We start from the raw sequence: 24115 nt of genomic DNA, 5'->3' as shown, positions 1-24115 counted from the left end.
CCCTTTATTTACCTATTATAACGGATAGAAAAGGTAAAATTAGAAAGATGAAACAAAAGCAATATTTTTCCATAAAATATTATAATTTTTCTTTAATCTGCCTATACGTAAGCATAAAAAGCGGCATACATAAGCATAGAGGTGGTTTTGATGAAACCAGAACAAAAGGATATAATCATGGCCTATGCTGTTTTAGTATTAGCCTTACTTTCTGGCATTCTGCTAGTTTTATTGTTCGCTTTTTTCATCCGTTAGCTTCCTTATCCATAGCAAATAAAGATTAATCTTTGCCTTTGTTTTCAAACAGCTTATCAAGTAACTGAAAGAACGATGCGTTTGCTAGTTGTCATCGTAAATTTGATAAAGTTTATCATTGTTGTTTTCATGATGCACAATATACATTGCGATCTGATCATTCAATTTGTTAGATGTGTTGTATAAAAAAAGGATTACCGTATGATAATCCTCTATTCTTCATAACTGTTTTTCATCAGTGCGTTATATGGAATAACCGCCATCCACCGGAATGCAAACTCCTGTGATATAATTAGAAGCATCGCTTGCCAACAGGGTAACAAGTCCATCGCTATCTTGATCCATTCCCCATCTGCCAATAGGGATTGCTGTTAATAAAGAAGTATCCCATTCTTCTTTTTCGCCCTGCAACGTACTGCCACAGCTCATGAAACCATATTGAATGGCGTTTACCTGTATCTGATCTTTGCCAAATTCCATTGCCAGATAACGCGTCATGGCCTCAATGGCACCATTACTGATGGCATAAGCACAATACGCTGAGGTATGTCTTGGCAAAATGCCGGTGGCGTTAATAATTTTTCCGCCATGTCCTTGCTTTTGGAATTGTCGTATGACTTCTAAGGAGAGAAAGAAGGCTGCACTTACATTAATATCATAAGCACTGTTCCATTCCAGTTTGGTTAGTTCTAAAGTTTCTTCTTTTTTTAAAATTGCCGCATAGTTTAATAATATATCAATATGCCCATAGGCTGCTAAAGCCTCTTTCATCACCTGATGGATAGCTCCTGGTGTTGTTAAGGATATAGTAAAAGAATGATAGTTACGACCGGTTGCCTCGATTGCTTTTTTCAGAGAACTGTCATCGCCGATACTGACGCCAAAGATATCTGCTCCTTGTTTCGCTAAGGCAAGTGCAGCATGATAGCCTAAGCCTTGGGAACAGCCACTCACCAATGCTACTTTTCCATAAAGATTCATATCCATGATCAAACCTCCTTGCATGTGTTAGTATGGGCAAGGTTTTTTTTCTCATACCTGTTGACAGACGATATACACGGTGTTATATTGTATATAGTCAATATATACAATATTGACACCCGGGAGGTAGTTTATGAATATCATCATCAGCAATTCCAGTGGGAAACCGATTTATGAACAAATCGTCGCACAGATCAAGCAGCTGATCATGACAGATGTCTTGAAAGAAGGGGACGCTCTTCCATCAATGCGAACGCTAGCAAAGGAACTTCGTATTTCGGTAATCACAACAAAGCGTGCTTATGAGGAATTAGAAAAAGAAGGGTTCATTGAAACCATCACTGGCAAAGGCAGCTTTGTGGCAGGAAAAGATAAAGAATTGATTCGTGAAGAACGTTATCGGCAGATCGAAGCACTTTTAGAAAAAGCGTGTGAAACAGCCAGAATGAATGGCATGACACTGGAAGAACTGCTGGATATTATGACACTTCTATACAAGGAGGAATAACGTATGGAACACATACTATCAATGCAGCATGTAACAAAGAATTATGGACGTTTTTGTCTGCAAGATATAACATTAGCTTTACCAAAGGGCTGTATTATGGGACTGATTGGCGAGAATGGTGCAGGAAAAACCACATTGTTAAAGACCATTTTAGGTATGATTCATGTGGATGAAGGGCAAGTGGAAATATTTCATTCATCCTTAAGTGAAGATGAGCGAAACATTAAAGAAAAGATTGGTACGGTGTTCAGTGAAGCCAGCTTTCCCGAAAACATGACGCCCCAACAGATGGATAAAGTGCTGTCATCCATTTATCAACAATGGGATACAACAGCATTTCACAACTATCTAAAGGAATTTCGTTTACCGCTTGATAAAAGCAATAAACAGTTTTCGCGCGGCATGAAGATGAAGCTGCAAATAGCGATTGCCTTGTCTCATCAAGCACAGCTGTTATTACTGGATGAGGCGACAAGTGGTCTTGATCCGGTTGCCAGAGAAGAAATTTTAGATATCTTATTAGATTTTATTCAAGATGAAGAGCATGCCGTTTTAATTTCCAGTCATATTACATCCGATATTGAAAAATGCTGTGACTATGTTACCTTTCTACATGAAGGAAAAATGTTATTGAGTACGGAAAAGGATGCCTTATTAGATACTTATGGCATCTGGCATTGTACGAAGGAAGAGCTGATGAAATTGGATCATCACGATTATCTTGCCTATCGCGTGAATGCGTTTGCTGTTGATGTGTTGGTAAAAGATCGTCAGCGTGTGATGCTTCAGCATCCGAATGCCGTTATGGATCCAGCAAGTTTAGAAGATATTTTGGTGTTTATGGTGAAAGGAGAAAAATAGCATGAAAGGATTAATTTTAAAGGATATTTATAATTTAGCAACGCTTTTCCGTATTTATACGATTTTACCGATCTTAGCGATTGTTATATCCTATAGCCAACATTCTTTAGGAATGCTACAATTTCTGCCGGCTTTTATCGGTATGTTTGCGACAATCAGCGCCTTTGCTTATGATGAACAAAGTAATTTTGACAGCTTTGCGATGACCCTCCCCATCAATCGTAAAGATATGGTGATTTCTAAATATGTGTTAGCACTGGTCTGCATCTTTGCCAGTATGCTGTTGTCGATGGTTTTAGGCGCACTGATCTTAATGTTTTCACAAGAACATTTTCAAACGGTTGAATTGTCTGGATTTCTTGCTGAATGCTGTGGAGTTGCCATAGCAATGCTGTTTTTAAATGCCATCATGCTGCCTATGATCATCAAATACGGCTCTATGAAAGCACGCGTATTGATTATAATCTGTTTCATGCTGTTAGGCTTTTTGGGTAGTTTTGTCATTTCGCATATTGGCGGTATATTGCCCCAAAATTTCTTTATCTTCCTGCATGATTTCAAAGACTGGCTATTGCCTGTAAGCTTTCTTGGCGCTTTGTTTATTCTGTTGATCAGTGCCCTATCTTCCATGCATCTTATGAAACAAAAAGAGTTTTAAAAGGATGGATGTATTGGTGTTATAATGAAAGGGAAAGAAGGCGATCGTATGAAGGTGATCTTCCTTGATATCGATGGTGTATTATATCCCTGTCGTAAACGTATTTCCCCATATACAACATTTCGTTTTGACCGCGAACAGCTAGTGAAGCATTATCAATGTGCAGCGATACGTGATTTATCGGATTATGATTTAGCCTGTGCGCAGAATGGGTTTGCTCATAGTGCAATACAGCTGCTAAAAACGCTTATTCAGAAAAGCAATGCTGTTATTGTTATCAGCTCATCCTGGAAATTCTCGCATACCCTGCCCCAGTTAAAAGCCTTGTTTGCCTTTTATGCATTGCAGGATGCCATTGTTGATAGCACAAGCAATGACTATGGCTTTTTAAAAACTCCGGCCATTCGAGCATACCTAAAAGATCATCCCAATATTACACAGTATATCGTTGTCGATGATTTAAATATGGAAAATGAATTTCATGAGCATGCCATCACCTGTCCGGATCTTTTTGATGAAGCCTGCTATCAGAAAGCACTCAATGTTTTATCACATTAAGTTCATATACATGAGATAAAATGCTTATTATCTATAATACGAGTAGGATATCTTTCTATATATAATAATTGAATAGGAATGCTTAGGATGATACTAGCATTCTCTGCTTACTATTTGTTATCAAGACAGCACAAAATATGTGCTGTTTTTTTGCGTGTTTTGTTTGCTGATCCTTCCTTGGAAGCATAATCAGTAGCTTTTTCGTTTATTTCTTAGGTGGCATGAGCAACTTCTATGAGACAAAATTGATTTAACAAGTTATAGAATTTCCAATAATATTTTCGTTACATAGCCATCTTCTTCACGCTGTGCAATATCAGCAATCAGATATTCTTCATAGGCAAATTCACCTAACACATATCCTTTATTATCTGTGTAGGCCAGCATCTTATCATATGTTTGCTGAATGTATTGATAACTGCCTTTATGCCAACCACATAAATAGTTACCCCTTGCGCGTTTTTTTAATTGTTGATGGTCATATTCGGCAACGATCTGATAGAGATAGGAAAAATTAAAGTTATCCTGTTTGCGGATATTTTCAATTCTGACCATCGTACCGACACTTTCTTGAACAGCGATATGATGCTCTTTCACAAAGTGAATATATTCTTCCATATAATTGGCGAAACTGCGATCTGTGGCGTTTTCCATGTCCTTACTACATAATAAAGTGGCATTTGGCAATGTGACGACACCGATTTCATCATGCTGATGTGCAAGTGCCGAAGTTGTTGCTTGCTGCATCCAGTTCATCATGCGCTTAATGCTTTCCAGCTGTGCGATTTGTGAATCAATATCCGCATATTTTTCATCTAACAAACGTAAAAACATTTGCGGATCACGTTGTTTCAGATAGATTCGAATAGCCGAAAGAGACATCCCCATCTTTTTCAGATTGGTAATAACCAAAAAGGTGTCATATTGATGATACGAATAATAGCGATAGCCATGCTCATCTCTATAAGCCGGTTGAAACAGATGAATTTCATCATAATGAAATAAGACATGTTTGGCTACTCCACAGATTTTCGCAAATTCTCCGGCTGTTAAATAGTTCTTCTTTTTCTTCATAATTCTACTCCATTCGCGCTGAACTTTGCTCTTTTGTATATGATAGTATAAGTGTCAAAGGACGTCAATATCCCGAAAGTGGCTATAAATAGTTACAGATATAGGGATAGTTACGGTATATGTATAATGAAAAATTGATTTTCTGGAAATTTCAATAATCGACGTATATCGACTTTTATTTATACCTTAAAATTCATATAGTAACTTTGGTCTTTGTCTAGCGTATACGAGGGGGAAACATAGAATGATCAAAGAAACAAAAAAAGCAATTATAATGGAAATTACTGATGTCCTTCGCGATATTGGAATGCCTGCACATGTCAAAGGCTTTTATTACGTAAGGGAAGCTATACATATGGTTTATCATGATGCTTCATTGCTAGACCATATGATGGATGGTGTATACGCAACAATTGCAGAGCGCCATCAAACTTCTATGCAAAGCGTAGAACGCGTGATCCGTGCTGCTATTGAAATTACTTGGCTACGCGGCAACACGGAAGAAATCATGCGTATTTTTCATAACACGATTGACGGCCGTAAAGCTCGTCCTACAAACAAGGAGTTTATTGCTCTTTTGGTGGATTATTTAAACATTAAGCATATGTAAGATACTAGACAAAGACCAGCAGTGATGCACTATTTCGCTATTGTAAGTGCATTGCTGCTTTTTGTTTGCCATTATACTAGAAATAGGGGGGGTTCGCAAGAGGGTGTATACGAAAGAAAGAGGCTTTGCTTACTGCTTTTTTTTTCGAAAAATAATTGAACGGCTATTTTCGGAAAGAGATGAAGAAAGAAACGAACCTATAGGGTAACAATGCTAATGAAGGATGAATAAGAGGAAAAAAACGGATGAAAATTGCATGAACAAGAGGAAGGAGGATGATGAAAAAGGAAGAGAAGATGAGCGAATCCATGAAAAAAGACTTGACTATAAGGTAACCTTATAGTTTATGATGATAAAGCTTATAAAGGAAAGAAGGGGTGACATGAAATTAATATTACATTATTTAAAAAACTATAAGCTGCTGTTTTTTATCAATGTATTATCAGTCTTTGGCTTTGCCTTGGTAGAACTGGGAATACCAACAATCGTCGCACAAATGATCGATGTCGGCGTCATGCAGCAGGATCAAGATTATATCTATCAGATGGGACTTGTCATTCTGATAATTTCCATTCTGGGGGTAGCCGGAACAATTCTTTTAGGCTATTGTTGTGCAAGAATATCGACGGCGATCACAAGAGATATCCGTAATGATATCTTTCGCAAAGCGCAGCAGTTTACGGCTCATGAATTTAATCAGTTTGGAATATCCAGTATGATCACCAGAACAAACAATGATGCATTTCAGATTCAGATGTTTGTTAATGTATTATTGCGTACAGCGCTTATGACACCGGTGATGTTTATTATCAGCTTTATCATGACCGCTAGAGCATCGTTACCATTAAGCGGTATTATTGCGGCAACGATTCCACTGATTATTTTCGGAGTGTTTATCGTCGCTAAGATTTCTAAGCCAATCAGTGAAAAGCAACAGCGCTCTTTAGATACACTCAATCGGATTTCACGGGAAAATCTGAGTGGTATTCGCGTGATTCGCAGTTTCGATAACGATGGGTATGAACAAGAACGTTTTAATGCATGTAACCATGACTTTACCGGTTATTCAAAAAAACTATTTAAGCTGATGTCGTTGACCTCACCGATTTTCTTTATGCTGATGAATGTTGCAGGCTTATGCATTTTCTATGTGGCAAGTCTTTTGATTGCGGATGGTAATCTGCAAGTCGGGCAACTGGTAGCGTTCATGGATTATTTATTCCATGCCATGTTCTCAATCATGCTGTTTTGCACGGTTTTCATGATGTATCCAAGAGCAGAGGTAAGTGCGAAACGTATTACGGAAGTCTTTACGACAAAGCCTTTGATACAAAATCCCAAACAGGGGGTTTGCCAAGGCAATGAAGCAGGCAGCATTGTCTTTGATGATGTGACCTTTGTATATCCGGATGGAGAAGAGCCGGTTTTAAAACATGTCAGTTTTGCGGCCCAAAAGGGAGAGACGATTGCCTTTATCGGGAGTACGGGAAGTGGTAAAAGTACGTTGATTAATCTGATTCCACGGTTTTATGATGTGAGTGAGGGACAGATTCGTATCGATGGAGTTGATGTCAAGGATTATGATGTGTTTGCTCTGCGTGCAAAATTAGGGGTCATTCCGCAAAAAGCGATGTTGTTTTCCGGAACCATCAAAGATAATATCTGTTTTGGCAAGCCAGATGCCAGTGAAGAAGAGATTCTTCATGCGATAAAAGTAGCACAGGCATATGATTTTATCATGGAAAAAGAACATGGTTTGAAGGAAAAAATCAGTGAAGGGGCAACCAATGTCTCCGGTGGTCAGAAACAGCGATTATCAATTGCCAGAGCATTAATCAGAAGACCGGATATCTATATTTTTGATGATTCATTTTCCGCTCTTGATTTTAAGACAGATGCAACATTACGGAAAGAGTTAAAGAAGGAAACAAGGGATGCTATTGTCATGGTCGTGGCACAGCGTATTTCTTCCATCATGGATGCAGATCGTATCGTCGTGCTGAATGAAGGAGAAGTCGTTGGTATCGGTACGCATCGCGAATTATTAAAAAGCTGTGCGATTTATCATGAAATTGCTTTATCACAGCTAAGTGAGGAGGAATTGGCATATGAAGACGACTAAACGAAAATTCCTAGATTCCTTACGTGGTATTGGAGCCTTTGTGGCTCCCTATAAAAGGGCCTTCCTCTTTGCTATTCTCATGATTGTCGTATCCACGGCAGGGATGGTCATCGCCCCTTCCATTGAAGGAAATATTACCTCAGTGTTATATGCCGATGTGAAACGAGCAAGTGATCTACAGCATGTGGCGATAAGCTTTGAGCGCATCTTCTCCATCATGGTAACCTTAGTAGGCGTTTATCTTGTTAAAACGATTGGCCAGGCATTAAGTGTTATTTATTTGACCAATGCCATCCAAAATGCTATGCAGGATTTACGTGATGCTTTGCAAAATAAGATACGGAAATTGCCTGTGCGCTATTTTGATTCTCATCATTATGGCGATATCTTGAGCCGTATTACCAATGATGTAGATGCGATATCCAATGCTTTTCAACAAAGCTTTTCACAGATCATTTCCGGTGTGTTAACCATCTTATTAGCCCTTGTTATGATGTTTCGTTTGAATGTAGTCATGGCTTGTACGGCAGTATTGATCATACCGGGGATGCTGCTTATCACCATTACGATTGTTCGCCATTCGCAGAAACGTTTTGCGGCACAACAAAATGCTTTGGGGAATTTGAATGGGGCAATTACCGAGATGTATACCGGTTATAATGAAATCCTCTTATACAATCGACAGGAAGCATCGATTGATGAATTTAAACGTTTAAATGAAGAATTACGTAACAATGCCTGTAAGGCACAATTTGTGTCCAGTGCAATCCAACCATTAAACTCTTTGGTTACGTATATTGTGATTGGTGTGATCGCCATTATGGGAACTTTGCGTTCTTTGGCTGGTCATTTTGATCCCGGTGAATTACAGGCCTTTATCCGTTATATATGGCAGGTAAATGATCCTTTATCTCAAGTATCATCCTTATCTTCTCAATTGCAATCGGCATTTGCGGCCATCGGGCGTGTGTTAGATATTTTAGAAGAAGAGGAAGAAGTACCAGAAGCAGTTGTGACAAAAGATGTGTCAACAATTCGCGGAGATGTTTGTTTCTCACATGTGAACTTTGGTTATCATGAAGAAACACTGATGCAGGATTTGAATATCCAAGTGAAGCATGGGCAAATGGTTGCCATTGTCGGTCCGACCGGCGCCGGTAAGACGACCTTGATCAATCTGCTGCTGCGTTTTTATGATGTAAAAGGCGGCAGAATTCAGATTGATGGTATGGATATTCGTGATATGAAACGTGGTGAATTACGTTCCTTATTTGGGATGGTGTTGCAGGATACTTGGTTATTTCAGGGATCTATTTATGATAATATCCGTTATGGTCGCTTAGATGCCCGTAAGGATGAAATCATCGATGCGGCAAAAATGGCCAATGTCCACCACTTTATTCGCACCTTGCCAGATGGTTACCATAGTATTATCAATGAAGAAGCGAATAATATCTCACAAGGTGAAAAACAGCTTCTTACGATTGCCAGAGCCATCTTAAAAGACCCTAAGATATTAATTCTTGATGAAGCGACTTCTAGTGTCGATACCCGTTTGGAAAAAATGTTGCAGGATGCTATGCGCAAGGTGATGAAGGGAAGAACCAGCTTTGTGATAGCCCATCGCTTAAGTACGATTCGCAATGCGGATTTGATTTTAGTCATTCAACATGGGGATATCGTAGAACAGGGAACACATGAGGAATTGATGAAAAAACAAGGGTTTTATGAGAAATTATACAATGCACAATTTGCTCAACAGGAATAATAGAAAGGTATGCTTACTACCATCTTTTGCATGTTCGCTAGACGCTTTAGATCATCGTAAGCCTAAAAATGAACATGATTTAAAACATTTATTCTTAATCTTATAACAGGAATGGGCTTTTTAGCCCATTCCTGTCTTCCTATTTACAATCGTAAAAATGATTGCAAGTTATTATATTAAGTATTATAATACCTATCTTTAGAAGTTAAAAGTAAAAAAATGGTGTAAACTCGAAATTATAGCTAACGAGTATGCATCATTTTTATTTGTTTATTGGTAAGATAATAATTTGTGATTGGTTGTTTTAATAGAGCTGAAAGCTTGGTGATGAAATCAGAAGAACGTGTCATGTTGATGTATCTTGAATCGTTGATCTGTACAACTTTAAACTCCTTGATAAAACTACATATATCACTTGTTGAGTATTCGTTATTTAGTATCTTGAATTGAAACAGTCGTATTAGTAGTACCGTAGTATAACATATAAGAAAATGTCCTTTTATACTATTCTCTTTTTGAAGATAGACAGGTCTTGCGTCTAATTCACTTTTCATAACTCTGAAAGATTCCTCAATCCTCCATAAATTATGATATGCTTCATATATCTGTTGATCTTCCATTTTGTATTCGGAAGTGATTAGAAGATTAAAGCCTGCTAGTTTTCTATCCATATCTATCTTTTCTTCATTTAGTACTGTATGGGCTTTTTTACCATCTCTATCCACAAAATTTACATATCTCGCACTTTCCCCATACTCTTCTTTCTTTGCTTCTGATGCTCGTAATCTTTGCGCTCTTTCAATCATTTTGTCGATTTCCATTAACTTTTTTCGTTGTAGCTTTGGGGAAAATGTACAAACACGTTTTTCTTTTACTGTCTTTGAATGTTTGATTCCATTTTCGTCTTTATATTCATATGTGTAGTTATCGATACATGATTTGTATCGATATATTATATTTCCTTTGCTGTCTAAAACATCATGAAAATCATTTTCAAGGAGTACCCATGTCTTTTCTTTATCAACTAGCTGTTTGACCGATTTTGAGAATATATAACCATCGCATTTATCTGTTGCTTCGATGATATTGCGAGCACAGTTCAACCCCTTATCTGCGATTTGTATAGTCCTTCCGTTGATGTTGTTTTGTGATTTCAAGTCATTGATGATATTGCGGATAATAGGCTTCTCTGACTCATTACCGGGATACATCCTCATACCGATGGGGATCATATTGGCATCAAGTAATAGACCTAGCCCAACAATGGGATCATGACGCATTTCTTTAGATGGGCCACGTCTTTGAAAATCATTTTCTTTATCGATTTCAAAGTAGAAGTTCGTACAATCGAAGAAAGTATGTTTTGTATCAATACCAAAATTATCAGCTGTAGCTACCGTAAGTATTTCAGTGAACTTCTGATATTCACTCCCCAGAAATTCAACGGCATCTAATAATTGATCATAGCTGAAGTCAACTTCATTCAAAAGGGAAGGAAGTACATCATGAAACGTTTTGTGTTTAGACAAAGGTGCTACAGCACGTGCAAATACAAGAGATGAGAATATATCATAGACATTAAACTGAAAGTAGCGAGTAGACTGCATATAGTTAAAATGATCTTTTACATCTAATGTGTTAAGAATGTTGGCAAGAGGAAAATAGCCGAGATACTTTTCAGGAGAGACTTCACCAATAAGTCTTTGATTTATCTTTGCATTCGCATTTTTGAGTTTTCTTTCTTCATTCATTCTAGCCACTTCAGCTTTGTAGTAGGCAATAGGATCATCAATCCCAGAATCAATAAGAGACTGAAGATTACCAAGTTTTCTAATACTGCGATGCTTGGTTCCCTTAACATCAGGAGAATAAAAGCTTTCGTAAATAGATAAATAGGTACGATTTTGTTGTTTAGCAACCTTAAGGAAATAAGCCATAAGAACACCTCCGGCATGAATACACCACGGCACCATCATTATAACACAATTAAATAAAATATGAAAGTATTTTCGCACATAAAAACCCGCATAAATACGGGCTCTGATTAACATTTGTTTTTTTTGCTCCTAAAGAAACATGGTGCTAACTTCTAAAGACGGGTTCTTGATGAAGCGACTTCTAGTGTCGATACCCGTTTGGAAAAAATGTTGCAGGATGCTATGCGCAAGGTGATGAAGGGAAGAACCAGCTTTGTGATAGCCCATCGCTTAAGTACGATTCGCAATGCGGATTTGATTTTAGTCATTCAACATGGGGATATCGTAGAACAGGGAACACATGAGGAATTGATGAAAAAACAAGGGTTTTATGAGAAATTATACAATGCACAATTTGCTCAACAGGAATAATAGAAAGGTATGCTTACTACCATCTTTTGCATGTTCGCTAGACGCTTTAGATCATCGTAAGCCTAAAAATGAACATGATTTAAAACATTTATTCTTAATCTTATAACAGGAATGGGCTTTTTAGCCCATTCCTGTCTTCCTATTTACAATCGTAAAAATGATTGCAAGTTATTATATTAAGTATTATAATACTATAGGTTATGTATATATAAATGCATTAAGAAGGAGTGTTTATATGCTGGATATTATATTTGAGAATCCTTTTTATATAAAACATCGTGAATTCGTATTATGCATGGTAGATTTGTTTATCGTAGTCGTTTCCTTTTTTTTAGCTTATTGGTCTAAAATTGATTTTGACTTTGATTCTGTCGGTCAAATAGATATAATGAAAGTTCTAATGGCTCTGTTTGTTATTTTAATCGTCTATGCCATTAGTTTTTTTGCATTTAAGATTCATAAGAGTTTATGGAAATACATTAGCTTGATTGAGACGTTTCGTATTAGTCTATCTGTGATTTGTGCAAGTATTGTCTTAATTATTTTCATCCTATTGACTTCCATCAACCGATTTTATATCAGTGTGGTCTTTGTGGCTGGATTATTAACGATCCTAATGATGTTTAATGTGCGTTTAGGATATCGTCTGTTAAGAAGATATACGGCAAAAAGTGAAGAGCCTAAGAAAAATGTCATTATCATCGGTGCAGGCGATGGTGGTTATATATTATTAAAAGAAATTTTACAAAATGATAAAATGCATGCGAATGTTGTAGGCTTCGTGGATGATCAGCGAGTACATAAGATGATTAGCGGATATACCGTATTAGGCAGTACGTATGATTTACCGGAAATCGTCAATAAATATAAAGTGAATGAAGCATATATCGCAATACCAAGTGCATCGAAAGCAGAAATTCGACGCATGAACGATATCTGCCAGTCTTTGAAATTAAAAACAAAGATCATGAAAGAAGCGGAAACATTATTAGAAGATGATGAAAAAGCGTATCCAATTGAAGATATTTCCATTGAGGATTTACTAGGCCGTGGAGAAATCCATTTAGAACAAGAAGAAATTGGTTCTTATATCACCAATCGTACGATTGCCGTGACAGGTGCAGGCGGCTCTATCGGTTCTGAATTATGTCGGCAGATCGTAAAGTTTTCACCTGCTCGTCTATTGATGATTGATATCAATGAAAATGCCCTTTATATGTTGGAACAGGAGTTTAACCGCAATCGCATGCATGGTAAACTAAATGATAAGATTGAAATCATATCGCTGATTGCCTCGATTCGTGATTATACAGCGATGGATGAGCTATTTAAACAATATAAGCCCAATGTTGTTTTTCATGCTGCCGCACATAAACATGTGCCCCTTATGGAAACACGTCCTCAAGAAGCTATAAAAAACAATGTGTTTGGCACCCATTCTCTCATTCAGGTGTGTATAAAAAATAAGGTTTCACGCTTTATCATGATTAGTACAGATAAGGCGGTAAATCCAACAAATGTCATGGGTGCGACAAAACGCATGACGGAAATGATCACACAGGCTTATGGTGATAATGGTATCACCAAAATGGCAGCTGTGCGTTTTGGCAATGTATTAGGCTCTAATGGATCTGTCATCCCTATTTTTAAAAAGCAGATAGCGGAAGGCGGTCCCCTTACCATTACCGATAAAAAGATCATTCGCTATTTTATGACGATACCAGAAGCTGCGCAACTGGTGTTACAGGCCGGTTTTTATGCGGATAAAGGGGAAATTTTTGTTTTAGATATGGGAGAACCGGTAAAAATATTGGATTTAGCAGAGAAAATGATTCGCCTGTCCGGGTTGCGTCCTTATGAAGATATTGATATCATTGAGATAGGACTGCGTCCTGGGGAAAAGATGTTTGAAGAATTGCGGTTGGATGGAGAAGTAACCGTAAAAACGAAAAACGATTTAATATTTAAAAACAATGTGATGGGAATCACGAAAGAAGAAGTTGAAGAAAAATTAAAAACGTTAAGCAAAGCGTTACTCGATAATTTAAGCAAGGAGCAATATCGCGAGGTTATGTTAAACGTCATTGCGAATGAAGGAATGGAAAATGTATGAATGAGAACTTGAAAAAAATGAATATTCCATTTTCACCACCCGATATTACGGAAAGTGAAGTAAAGGAAGTAATTGATACGTTGAAATCAGGCTGGATTACGACCGGTCCGAAAACAAAGGAATTGGAAAAGGGAATTGCTGCATATTGTGAAACAAAGCGTGCTGTCTGTTTGAATTCAGCGACATCCGCATTAGAAATGACCTTATATTTATTAGGGATAGGTCCAGGAGATGAAGTTATCGTTCCCGCCTATACGTATACCGCAACCTGTAGTCCAATTTGTCATGTCGGTGCTACTTTAGTTATGATCGATATGGCCAAAGATAGCTTTGAAATGGATTATGCCCGCGTTGCAGCGGCTGTGAATGAAAAGACAAAAGCCATCATTCCTGTGGATTTGGGTGGTGTCTTATGTGACTATGAAAAACTTTATGAAGAAATAGCGAAAGTCCGCCACTTTTATACGCCAAGCACGCCTATCCAAAAAGCATTTACACAACCCATCATCATAGCGGATTGTGCACATGGTTTTGGGGCAGTGAAAAAGGGTAAAAAAGCAGGAAATTGGGCAGATTTTACAATATTCTCCTTTCATGCGGTTAAAAATTTAACGACTGCGGAAGGAGGAGCTGTCACTTGGAAACCGGTGCCTGGTTTTGCGGATGCGTGGATTTATCAGCAATATCAATTATTGTCTTTGCATGGGCAGACGAAGGACGCATTGCATAAAAACCAATCAGGTGCTTGGGAATATGATATTGTTGCGCCGACATTTAAATGTAATATGACGGATTTGCATGCGGCATTAGGGTTAGCGCAATTACGTCGCTATGATGCAATGTTGGCACGCCGACATGAAATCATTCAATATTATAATCAACACTTAAAAAGTGAAAACATTTTCTTATTAAATCATAAGGATGCCAATCATCAATCCTCCGGACATTTATATATAACAAGAATCAAAGGCATCCGTGAACAACAGCGCAATGAGATTATTATGGCAATGGCTGAAAGGGGAATCAGCTGCAATGTGCATTATAAGGCATTGCCAATGTTAAGCGCCTATCAGCATTTAGGTTTTAAAAGGGAAGATTATCCAAATGCATGTGAATTGTATGAAAATGAAATCACCCTGCCTCTATATAGTTCTTTACAGGATGGGCAGGTGGAATATATTATCCGCAATTATAAAGAGGTGTTGGAGGAATATACATGCGGTTAAAGCAATGGGAGGATTTGCCTGAGAAGATGAAGAATGATAAGGTATTGCCTTATTATGATATAATAAAAAAGAAAACAGCAAGTCTGCTATGGAAAAGAGTATTTGATATTTGTCTGTCAGTCGTGCTGCTTGTTGTTTTATCTTGGCTCTTTTTGATCCTGGCGATCTTAATTAAAAGGGATTCTTGTGGTCCTGTTTTATATCGACAAACACGCATAACACAGTTCTATAGACCATTTACCATATATAAATTTCGTACGATGACAGATCATGGTGAGCAAATGGGAGCATTGGTAACTACGCAAAATGATATGCGTATTACCAAAATAGGAAAAAAGATACGAAAATATCGTTTGGATGAATTGCCACAGCTGGTGAATGTTTTAAAAGGTGATATGACATTTGTGGGTACACGTCCCGAAGTTCTTAAGTATGTGGAATGCTATGACGAGGAGATGTATGCGACTTTATTAATGCCGGCAGGTATTACCTCATTAGCAAGTATTCGCTTCAAAGATGAAGAAAAGATATTATCTGCGTATAGTGAGCAGGAAATAGATAAGGCTTATCAAAGCGTTATTTTACCTAAAAAGATGCAATACAATTTAGATTATTTAAGAAAATTCAGTTTTTTTTATGATTTACAATTATGTTTTCAAACGATCATTGCGGTATGTAAGAAGTAAAGGGTGAGTAATATGAAAGATTTGATATCCATTGTAACGCCAACCTACAATGGAGAAAACTTTATAGCAGAAACAATTAAAAGCGTACAGGCGCAAACATATGAACATTGGGAAATGCTCATTGTCGATGATTTATCTACGGATAATACGGTAGAAATCGTAAAGGCATTTGCAGCCCAAGATGCCCGAATCAAATTTTTCATATTACCGGAAAAAGGCGGAGCATCCCTTGCCCGCAATAAGGCAATAAGGGAAGCGAAGGGAGCCTATATCGCTTTTCTGGATGCAGATGATCTATGGAAACCAGAGAAGCTAGAAAAGCAACTGGCTTTTATGAAAGAAGCGCAAGTAGCCTTTTGTTATCACCATTATTCCTTAATAGATGAAGCAGGACAAGCGTTACATATTCGCAGGATCGCACCAGAAAAACTTTCCTTTCATAGAGCCTTATTAGGCTGCTCCATCGGTTGTTTAAGTGTCATGTATCATGCCAAAGCAGTAGGCTTGATTCAAATTGAGCGATTAGATAAACGCAATGATGATGCATTATGGCTGAAAATATTAGAAAAATGCCAATGGGGTCGCTTATTGGATGAGGACTTAGCGTACTATCGCATTGTTGAACGTTCCTTATCTTCAGGATCAAAAGTAAAATTGCTGAAGTATCATTATCGTCTGTATCGTAACATCATGAACTATCATGCAATAAAGAGCCTGTATTATACAATTTGTAATGTTTTTGTTTATTTTTATAATAAAAAAAGGAGGGAGATTAGACTATGAAGATTGCCGTTGCCGGTACGGGATATGTGGGACTTTCCATTGCGGTTCTCTTATCTCAAAAACATGAGGTAGTTGCTTATGATATCCTTCCGGAAAAGGTGGATATGATCAATCATCGCATATTGCCGATTAAAGATGCAGAAATGGAAACTTATTTTCAAGAAAAAGAATTGCATTTAAGAGCAACCAATGATGCGCAAGAGGCCTATCGTGATGCTGATTACATTGTCATTGCAACACCGACCAATTATGATGATCAACAAGATCACTTTGATACAAGTGCCGTTGAAAGTGTAATCGAAGAGGCACTCGCATATAACCGACATGGCAGCATTGTTATCAAATCAACGATACCGGTAGGATATGTCAAAAAAGTCAGAGAAAAATATCAGACACAGCGTATTCTGTTTTCTCCTGAATTTTTACGCGAAGGCAAAGCTTTGTATGATAACTTATATCCATCACGTATCGTTGTGGGAGAGCAAAGCGAAGAAGCAAGGATTTTTGCGGAACTGTTGAAAGAAAGCACTTGTGTCAAGGATGTGCCGGTGCTCTTAACTCAGCCTACCGAAGCCGAAGCAATTAAATTATTTGCCAATACTTATTTGGCAATGCGTGTGGCATTTTTTAATGAAATCGATACCTATTGTGAAATCAATCAGTTGAATACTCAGCAGATCATTCATGGCATCGGTTTAGATCCACGCATCGGGAATCATTATAACAACCCATCTTTTGGCTATGGCGGTTACTGTCTGCCAAAAGATACCAAACAATTAAAAGCAAACTTTGCTGGTGTACCAAACAATATCATTACGGCTGTTGTTGATGCCAATGATACTAGAAAACATCATATTGCCAATAGAATTCTTCAAAAACATCCGAAAACGATTGGCATTTATCGTTTGACGATGAAGAAAGATTCTGATAATTACCGCAAATCTGCCATCTTTGATGTGATTGAATTATTAAGAGAACATGCTGATATTTTGATATACGAGCCAACGATGCAAGAAAGTAAGCTGCATGGATTACCGCTAGAACGTGATTTAGAACGCTTTAAAGCGATGAGCGATGTCATTGTGGTCAACCGTTTAGATGAAAAGCTGCAAGATGTAAAAGAAAAGGTGTATACAAGAGATATTTATGGCCGCGATGAGTGATAAAAAAGTGGAAGTGTTAATCACGACCGTGAATTGTAAAAATCCAGAAGCATTGTTGCAGCAAATGCATATACAAAGTGCAGCGTGTATCGGAAATCAGTGTGAAGTAAATCGCATCGATACCATTCAAGCATCGGGAGGTTCATATATTGTATACAATTTTAATGAACGCGGTGTCGGATTGAATCGAAATAACTTATTGATGAGAACTAAGGCAGAGTATTGTTTATTTGGTGATGATGATCTGGTCTATGTGGATGGATATGAAAACATAGTTAAGGATGCATTTCAAACATATCCGGATGCGGATGTCATCCTCTTTAATTTAGAGGAAGAAACATCAAGCAGATATAAAATTCAAAAGCCATTTAAAGTCAATTACTTTAACTTCATGCGTTTTGGCGCTGCCCGTATGGCTGTTAAAAGAACAAGCATACAGACCAGAGGCATTTTATTCAATCTTTGTTTTGGGGGTGGTTGTGCCCATGCGCATGGCGAAGATACGTTATTTTTAAACAGTTGTTTAAAAGCTGGCTTGCATATTTATGCATTACCCATAACGATTGCGACTTTGACAGAGGTAAGAGCATCCTCTTGGTTTCACGGCTATGATGAAAAATATTTTTTAGATAAAGGATTGCTATATTATGTTATGAGCAGAAGATTTTATCCTTTTTTAATTTTACAGGATGCCTTACGTCATCATAAAACGTATGACAAGACAATTGGCTATCTAGTGAAAACAATGAAACGAGGTGTCGCAGATGAGCGAAAACGAAGAATGCAATAACCTTGTCTTTTCGATCATTATCCCGGTGTATAATACAGCGAAGTATGTGGAAAACTGTGTTGCCAGTGTGCTGCAGCAAGCGTTTCCTGTGGAGGCCTATGAAATCCTTTTGATTGATGATGGTTCTGTGGATGCTTCAGGTGCTTTATGTGATCAGCTTGCACAACAATATGAGCAGGTAAGGGTGTTTCATCAATCCAATCAGGGATTGTCTATGGCACGCAATAAGGGCATATCAAAGGCAAAAGGCAGCTATATTCTCTTTTTAGACTCGGATGATGCCTTAGCAAACGATGCCTTTCTTCCATTGTATGAAATCATCAAACAGCATTCCTATGATATCATTGTCACGGATATGAACATCATCACTTCCACAACACAAAGCTATTGCAGACATAGCCATCAGCGATTGTATGAAGAAATGGATGGCAGGACTTTTTTACTACAAGAATTAAAACATCACAGTATGCATATGGCAGCGGTAATGAATGTGTATCGAAGAGCCTTTCTTTTGGAAAATGCATTGACCTTTAAAAGCGGTATCTTACATGAAGATGAACAGTTCACTCCAAGAGCTTTTCTAAAGGCTGCTTCCATTATTGCCATTGATCATTGTTATTATCGTTATATGATACGAGAAAATTCAATTACGACGAATAAAAAGTTATATAAAAACGTAAAAGATCTTTATGAAACCCTAACGGAATTATCACTTATCTATCAAAAAGAAGAAGCGCCATTGCGCTCTTATCTGATGGAAAGTCTGTTGGAAAAATATTTATATATGTATGCCAAAGCGGGTGTTTATCAATCGGCATATGATGGCATACGCAATAAGCAATTTGTTAAAGGGAAAGCAAAATCATTAAAAAACAAGGCGAAGGTCTGTTTATTTACCATAAGTGATCGCATGTATTGCAAGATACATCCTCATAAGGAGGGGTAAAGCATATGATGAATGCGTTAAGAGCATGGTGGACAAAAACAGATAGGATGAAAGAGCTGAAAAAGATCAATCTTGGCTATCTGTTACTGTCAACTCTCTTTTATTATAGTACCGTATGGGAAGATATCGAATGGCTATGCTACCTGCTGTATTATGGCATTCCTTTTCTTTATCTGTGCTATCATTATGAGTGGGTCATAGATTGTATTCGTATCTGTATGCGAAGCTGTTTAAAGTACTATTTGGGTGCCATCTTGTTCATGGCGCTGCTTAGTTTGGTATTGCCTTGTCTTTATCAGACATATGATTTTTCTTACTTTTTGATTCGCATTTTGCAGATTGGTAAGGAAGGGCTGAAAATCCTGTTTCTCTTTCTTATTTTTATCCGCTACATTTCTCCTGAAGGAGATTATCTTTTATTTATGAAATACTTTGTGTTAGCAACCTGTATGTATATCTTGGGTACGTGTGTGATCATTGCGATTCCTGGTTTGCGTGATCTTTTATTGCAATTGAATAAGGCGGATGAAAATACGATTCGATTAGCTTATTTACCATCGTATATCACAAGATTTGGATGGTGTGGGTTTTCCGGCTTTACCTATACCTTGCGTTGTTCCTTGGCTGCTATGTTTCTGTGCTATATCATTTATTTGCAACAGGAACAAAGTTTTACTTTCCATACGATCTTATTGATGATTGTTATCCTTGGAAACTTTTTCTATGGTCGTATCGGAATCGCTGTAACAGCTATCTATGTGTTTCTGCTTTTTGTTGTTTTATGGATGAAAAAACGAATGCTGTGGAAACGCTTATTGCTTATGATGGTGATAACTTGCGGTATGCTTTCCATAGCCTTTCTCTTATCCGAACAAGTGCGTATATGGCTGCGTTGGGTTTTTCAATCCTTCATCAATTATTCTGAGCAAGGCAGTTTTTCCACAACATCTACTCAATCGCTAAAAGAAATGTATTTTACACCAAATGGTAAGACGCTTTTGCTAGGTGATGGCTATTATACGGATGCGGATGGATTATATTATATGGGAACAGATGTAGGCCTTTTCCGTGCTGTTTTATTTGGCGGCATTGGTTTTCAAATGCTTCGCTATACTTTGCTAGGTAGTTTATTGTTTGAATATAAGCGCTGTTTACCGGTGCATTTGCATAGACTTCTGCTCTTATTACCTATTTTATTTATCATTTATGAAATGAAGGGGGAAAGCATTTGCCCGATCATTTCTATTCTATTTGGTGTGGCTTTGCTTATCACCTATCAGAAGGAAAGAAAGAAAAGCGGTGAAACCTATGGATATTTCCATCATAATTCCGGTCTATAATGTAGAACGATATCTCAAGGATTGTTTGGATTCCATCATCCAACAAAGCAACGAGATCATGCTGCAGGCAATCATTGTAGATGATGGAAGCAGTGATCATTCACAAACAATTGCAAAACACTATACAATGTTGTATCCGGATATATTTGAATATCATCGAAAAACAAATGGGGGCTTAAGTGATGCCCGCAATTATGGGGTACGCTTTGCGAAAGGAACCTATTTAATGTTTTTAGATAGTGATGATTATTTGCGAGAGGATGCCTGCTTCGCACTGTTCACATGTTTAAAAAAGACGCAGGCAGATGTTGTGCTATATGATTATATTTCCTTTGATGAGCATCAACAAAAAGCTGTGACCATGCTTGCCAGTGATTCTGGGTTTATAAGTGATCGACAATATTTGCTTACGCAGCCGACCGCATGGAATAAAATTGTCAAAACAGAAGCGTATAAACAACATCACATCACATTTCCTAAAGGTATTTGGTATGAAGATCGGGCAACGACTGGGGCGTACATCAATTTTGCGAAACGCATTTATTATCTTCAGCAGCCGCTGTATTATTATCGCCAACGAACCAATTCGATAATGAATCAACAGATGTATCATCCAAAGATGCTTGATATGAAAACAGCCATTGCCTATATGCTAGAACAGCTTGATATACAGCGATACCATGATGAAGTTGAATACATATGCATCAGTAATCTTATTTATCAAAGTGGTGAACGGCTGTTACCACATCATAAAAAGGAAGAAATGGCGATGTTTGTTCATTATATGAATGATCTTTTTCCGAATTGGGAAAAGAATCCTTATTATCTGAAACGCAGTAAATTGTATCAAAGCATCTGTAAGGCAATCAAACAAAATCACCTGGGAATTGCCCGACGCCTATTTCATCTTAAAAATAAAATGGTATAATGTTAAAGATAAAGGAGCAGGGTATGGATAAAATTATTGCGGTTATTGTAAGCTATAACCGAAAGAAATTATTAAAAGAGGCATTGGAGCATCTGTTGCATCAGCAAAACGTCAAGTTCGACATCCTGATCATTGATAATGCAAGTACAGATGGCACCAAAGAATATATCGTTGACTATTTACAAAAGGATAACATCCTGTATCACAATACAGGAGCAAATTTGGGAGGCGCCGGCGGCTTTTCATTAGGGGTTAAAATGGGCGTTGAAAAAGGCTATGACTATGTTTGGATCATGGATGATGATACCATGGTCAAAGAGAATGCCTTGGATGAATTGTTGAAGGCGAAAGAAATCCTTAAAGGGAACTTTGGTTTTTTATGCAGCGATGTAAGATGGATTGATGGCAGTGCTTGTGCCATGAATGTTCCTAACATAGATGAGAATTGGATACAGGACAGTGCATACCTTGAAAACGGCATCGTAAAGGTAAAACAATGCTCATTTGTATCCTGCTTTATCCCATCGCGTGTCGTTAAGAAGGTAGGCCTTCCCATCAAAGAGTTTTTTATTTGGGGGGATGATGCGGAGTATACCAAACGCATCTCTTTACAGTATCCATGCTATTTTGTTGCCCGCAGCAAGGTCATCCATAAGATGCTCAGCAATACCCCTACCGATATCGTAGCAGAATCCAGTGATCGTTTGTTTCGCTACAATTATGCGTATCGAAACATGTATTATGTAAAAAAGCTGGAAGGCGGTAAGCTGAATATGTTGCTGTTTTACTATCGGACATTTTTAGAAATTGTCAGAATACTTAAAAGTAAGGGAAAAGGAAAAGGGAAAAAGATAAGGATCCTATGCAAAAGTATGCATCAGCGTAAAAAATTTCATCCGGAAATAGAATATATTGAGTAGAATGAAAAGGAGATAACTTATGAAGAAAAGTGTAAAAATGAATTATATCTTCAATTTAGGTTATCAGCTGTTACTCATAGCCCTTCCGCTTATTACGACACCCTATATATCAAGGGTATTAGGTGCCAAGGCGATTGGTACTTACAGCTTCACACAATCCATCGTTACTTACTTCACTTTATTAGGATGTATCGGTTTAGGATTGTATGGGCAACGAGAGATTGCTTACCATCAAAATGATGCGCTGCAAAGAACAAAGATTTTATATGAATTGATCCTGTTAAAGGTGATTAGTATTGCGCTTAGTTTAGGCATCTATTTCATCGTTTTCCAAACCTTTGATGAATATCGTTCCTTATTCTATATTCAGATGATTGATATATTTGCAAATGTGTTTGATATTAATTATTTTTATCAGGGATTAGAAAACTTTAAGAAAATTATCGCAAGAAATATTACGGTGCGCTTTATCAGCATCATATGTGTGTTTGCTTTCATAAAGTCGCCTCAAGACCTGCCGTTGTATATTTTGATTCAATCCTTATCCCTTCTCTTCGGTAATCTAAGCATGTGGATTGCATTGCCCAACTACATAGTTAAACTTGATCATGTGAAGTTAGAAATAGGGAAACATGTAAAACCAACACTGATTCTGTTTTTTCCCCAAATTGCCGTTTCCATTTATACGGTATTGGATCGCACGATGATTGAGGTGTTAACGGGCAATACCGAAGAAATCGGATATTATGAACAAGCACAAAAAATTGTAAAATTAGCACTGACGATTGTCACTTCCTTAGGAACAGTGATGCTGCCGCGGATATCCAATCTGTTTGCGGATCATGATATGCATAAGATTAAAGAATACATTTATCAATCCTTGCATTTTGTCATGATGATTGCGGTACCGATTATGTTCGGCATCATGGGCATCGCACCTAATCTTGTCCCTTGGTTTCTCAGTGAGAAATTTATGGCAAGTATACCATTGGTGATGATGACGGCACCTATCATTGTCTTTATCGGTATCAGTAATGTGATCGGTATTCAATTCCTATTGCCTACCAGAAGACAAAAAGCCTATACCTTATCAACCATCATGGGCTCTATCGTCAATTTAATATGTAATCTCTTACTAATTCCAGGATTACTTTCCATGGGGGCAACCATCGCTTCTGTGATAGCCGAAGCATCGGTTACTGCTTTTCAATTATATTGTGTGCGTGAGGATATTGATATTAAAAAAGTATGGAAAGAAAACAGACATTATCTGCTTGTAGGAGCCTGTATGTTTGGTGTTGTATACGGGTTAAGTGTATTTTTAACCCCAAGTATCATGCATACCCTTTTCATCATTAGCGTAGGTGTCGTTATTTATTTTGTTATACTTTTCATATTAAAAGATAAATATATTTACACCATCATGCAAACAGTAAAAGATAAGCTGCGTGTAAAAAGCAGCTAAAGGAGGAAGACC

The 24115-nt window shown here is 37.6% G+C and carries 21 protein-coding genes and 1 pseudogene; 19 read left to right on the top strand and 3 right to left on the bottom strand.

From position 1 onward, the window contains the following. Positions 1 to 498 precede the first annotated feature (498 nt). A complete protein-coding gene (locus KJS44_RS11840) occupies positions 499 to 1242 on the bottom strand; it encodes an SDR family oxidoreductase (RefSeq protein WP_008686963.1) in 744 nt (247 codons plus the stop codon). Between the two features lie 127 nt (positions 1243 to 1369). On the opposite strand from KJS44_RS11840, the gene KJS44_RS11835 reads away from it, so the two are divergent. The 4 genes from KJS44_RS11835 to KJS44_RS11820 are packed head-to-tail and all read left to right on the top strand — an operon-like array spanning position 1370 to position 3821. After that, positions 1370 to 1744 (top strand): GntR family transcriptional regulator, encoded by a 375-nt coding sequence (locus KJS44_RS11835; protein WP_008686965.1) that lies wholly within the window; start codon positions 1370 to 1372, stop codon positions 1742 to 1744. A 3-nt stretch (positions 1745 to 1747) separates the two neighbouring features. Next, positions 1748 to 2605: an ABC transporter ATP-binding protein gene (locus KJS44_RS11830; protein ID WP_008686966.1), complete on the top strand. Its 858-nt coding sequence runs from the start codon at positions 1748 to 1750 to the stop codon at positions 2603 to 2605. Position 2606: 1 nt separating this feature from the next. Further along, positions 2607 to 3263 (top strand): ABC-2 transporter permease, encoded by a 657-nt coding sequence (locus KJS44_RS11825; RefSeq protein WP_008686968.1) that lies wholly within the window; start codon positions 2607 to 2609, stop codon positions 3261 to 3263. 48 nt (positions 3264 to 3311) lie between these two features. Continuing rightward, positions 3312 to 3821: an HAD domain-containing protein gene (locus KJS44_RS11820; protein ID WP_008686969.1), complete on the top strand. Its 510-nt coding sequence runs from the start codon at positions 3312 to 3314 to the stop codon at positions 3819 to 3821. A gap of 258 nt (positions 3822 to 4079) precedes the next feature. On the opposite strand, the gene KJS44_RS11815 is transcribed toward KJS44_RS11820, so the two are convergent. Next, positions 4080 to 4895, bottom strand: coding sequence for a MerR family transcriptional regulator (locus tag KJS44_RS11815; RefSeq protein ID WP_008686971.1), 816 nt, complete (start codon positions 4893 to 4895; stop codon positions 4080 to 4082). A gap of 244 nt (positions 4896 to 5139) precedes the next feature. Here KJS44_RS11815 and KJS44_RS11810 point away from each other — a divergent pair, with 244 nt between their 5' ends. From KJS44_RS11810 to KJS44_RS11800, 3 genes are all read left to right on the top strand, one after another. Then, positions 5140 to 5505, top strand: a complete 366-nt coding sequence (locus tag KJS44_RS11810) for a sporulation initiation factor Spo0A C-terminal domain-containing protein (protein ID WP_008686973.1) — start codon at positions 5140 to 5142, stop codon at positions 5503 to 5505. A 382-nt stretch (positions 5506 to 5887) separates the two neighbouring features. Beyond that, positions 5888 to 7627: an ABC transporter ATP-binding protein gene (locus KJS44_RS11805; RefSeq protein ID WP_008686976.1), complete on the top strand. Its 1740-nt coding sequence runs from the start codon at positions 5888 to 5890 to the stop codon at positions 7625 to 7627. Beyond that, positions 7614 to 9395, top strand: coding sequence for an ABC transporter ATP-binding protein (locus KJS44_RS11800; protein WP_017144716.1), 1782 nt, complete (start codon positions 7614 to 7616; stop codon positions 9393 to 9395). Before KJS44_RS11805 ends, KJS44_RS11800 begins: the two co-directional genes overlap by 14 nt. 242 nt (positions 9396 to 9637) lie before the next feature. Here the strand turns inward: KJS44_RS11800 and KJS44_RS11795 are convergent, their stop codons facing one another. Beyond that, positions 9638 to 11332, bottom strand: coding sequence for an IS1634 family transposase (locus tag KJS44_RS11795; RefSeq protein WP_008690300.1), 1695 nt, complete (start codon positions 11330 to 11332; stop codon positions 9638 to 9640). Between the two features lie 162 nt (positions 11333 to 11494). On the opposite strand from KJS44_RS11795, the pseudogene KJS44_RS11790 reads away from it, so the two are divergent. The 12 genes and pseudogenes from KJS44_RS11790 to KJS44_RS11735 form a co-directional block, all read left to right on the top strand. Next, positions 11495 to 11743 (top strand): annotated as a pseudogene (locus KJS44_RS11790) (ABC transporter ATP-binding protein); the annotation flags it as partial. A 235-nt stretch (positions 11744 to 11978) separates the two neighbouring features. Further along, a complete protein-coding gene (locus KJS44_RS11785; RefSeq protein ID WP_008686982.1) occupies positions 11979 to 13856 on the top strand; it encodes a polysaccharide biosynthesis protein in 1878 nt (625 codons plus the stop codon). Further along, the gene (locus KJS44_RS11780; protein WP_008686984.1) at positions 13853 to 15082 is read left to right on the top strand and encodes a DegT/DnrJ/EryC1/StrS family aminotransferase; all 1230 of its coding nucleotides are present in this window, start codon (positions 13853 to 13855) and stop codon (positions 15080 to 15082) included. Before KJS44_RS11785 ends, KJS44_RS11780 begins: the two co-directional genes overlap by 4 nt. Beyond that, positions 15073 to 15768: a sugar transferase gene (locus KJS44_RS11775; protein ID WP_008686985.1), complete on the top strand. Its 696-nt coding sequence runs from the start codon at positions 15073 to 15075 to the stop codon at positions 15766 to 15768. The genes KJS44_RS11780 and KJS44_RS11775 overlap by 10 nt, the downstream gene beginning before the upstream one ends. Before the next feature lie 12 nt (positions 15769 to 15780). Continuing rightward, positions 15781 to 16551, top strand: a complete 771-nt coding sequence (locus tag KJS44_RS11770; protein ID WP_008686987.1) for a glycosyltransferase family 2 protein — start codon at positions 15781 to 15783, stop codon at positions 16549 to 16551. Continuing rightward, a complete protein-coding gene (locus KJS44_RS11765; RefSeq protein WP_008686989.1) occupies positions 16548 to 17714 on the top strand; it encodes a nucleotide sugar dehydrogenase in 1167 nt (388 codons plus the stop codon). Before KJS44_RS11770 ends, KJS44_RS11765 begins: the two co-directional genes overlap by 4 nt. Continuing rightward, positions 17698 to 18504, top strand: a complete 807-nt coding sequence (locus KJS44_RS11760) for a hypothetical protein (protein ID WP_008686991.1) — start codon at positions 17698 to 17700, stop codon at positions 18502 to 18504. Before KJS44_RS11765 ends, KJS44_RS11760 begins: the two co-directional genes overlap by 17 nt. Next, on the top strand, positions 18479 to 19450 hold the full coding sequence (locus KJS44_RS11755; RefSeq protein ID WP_008686993.1) for a glycosyltransferase family 2 protein: 972 nt from the start codon (positions 18479 to 18481) through the stop codon (positions 19448 to 19450). Before KJS44_RS11760 ends, KJS44_RS11755 begins: the two co-directional genes overlap by 26 nt. A 5-nt stretch (positions 19451 to 19455) precedes the next feature. Then, the gene (locus KJS44_RS11750; protein WP_008686994.1) at positions 19456 to 20790 is read left to right on the top strand and encodes a hypothetical protein; all 1335 of its coding nucleotides are present in this window, start codon (positions 19456 to 19458) and stop codon (positions 20788 to 20790) included. Further along, positions 20759 to 21718 carry a glycosyltransferase family 2 protein gene (locus KJS44_RS11745; RefSeq protein ID WP_008686996.1) on the top strand — a complete coding sequence of 320 codons (960 nt, stop codon included), beginning with the start codon at positions 20759 to 20761 and terminating at the stop codon, positions 21716 to 21718. The genes KJS44_RS11750 and KJS44_RS11745 overlap by 32 nt, the downstream gene beginning before the upstream one ends. A 23-nt stretch (positions 21719 to 21741) precedes the next feature. Continuing rightward, a complete protein-coding gene (locus tag KJS44_RS11740; protein WP_008686997.1) occupies positions 21742 to 22638 on the top strand; it encodes a glycosyltransferase family 2 protein in 897 nt (298 codons plus the stop codon). A 19-nt stretch (positions 22639 to 22657) separates the two neighbouring features. Then, positions 22658 to 24103, top strand: a complete 1446-nt coding sequence (locus KJS44_RS11735) for a flippase (RefSeq protein ID WP_008686999.1) — start codon at positions 22658 to 22660, stop codon at positions 24101 to 24103. Positions 24104 to 24115 lie beyond the last annotated feature (12 nt).

The organism is Longicatena caecimuris (assembly GCF_018406465.1).
Lineage (GTDB): Bacteria > Bacillota_I > Bacilli_A > Erysipelotrichales > Erysipelotrichaceae > Longicatena > Longicatena caecimuris.
Note: the sequence above shows the minus strand (reverse complement) of the source record. Positions and strands in the feature narration are given on the sequence as shown.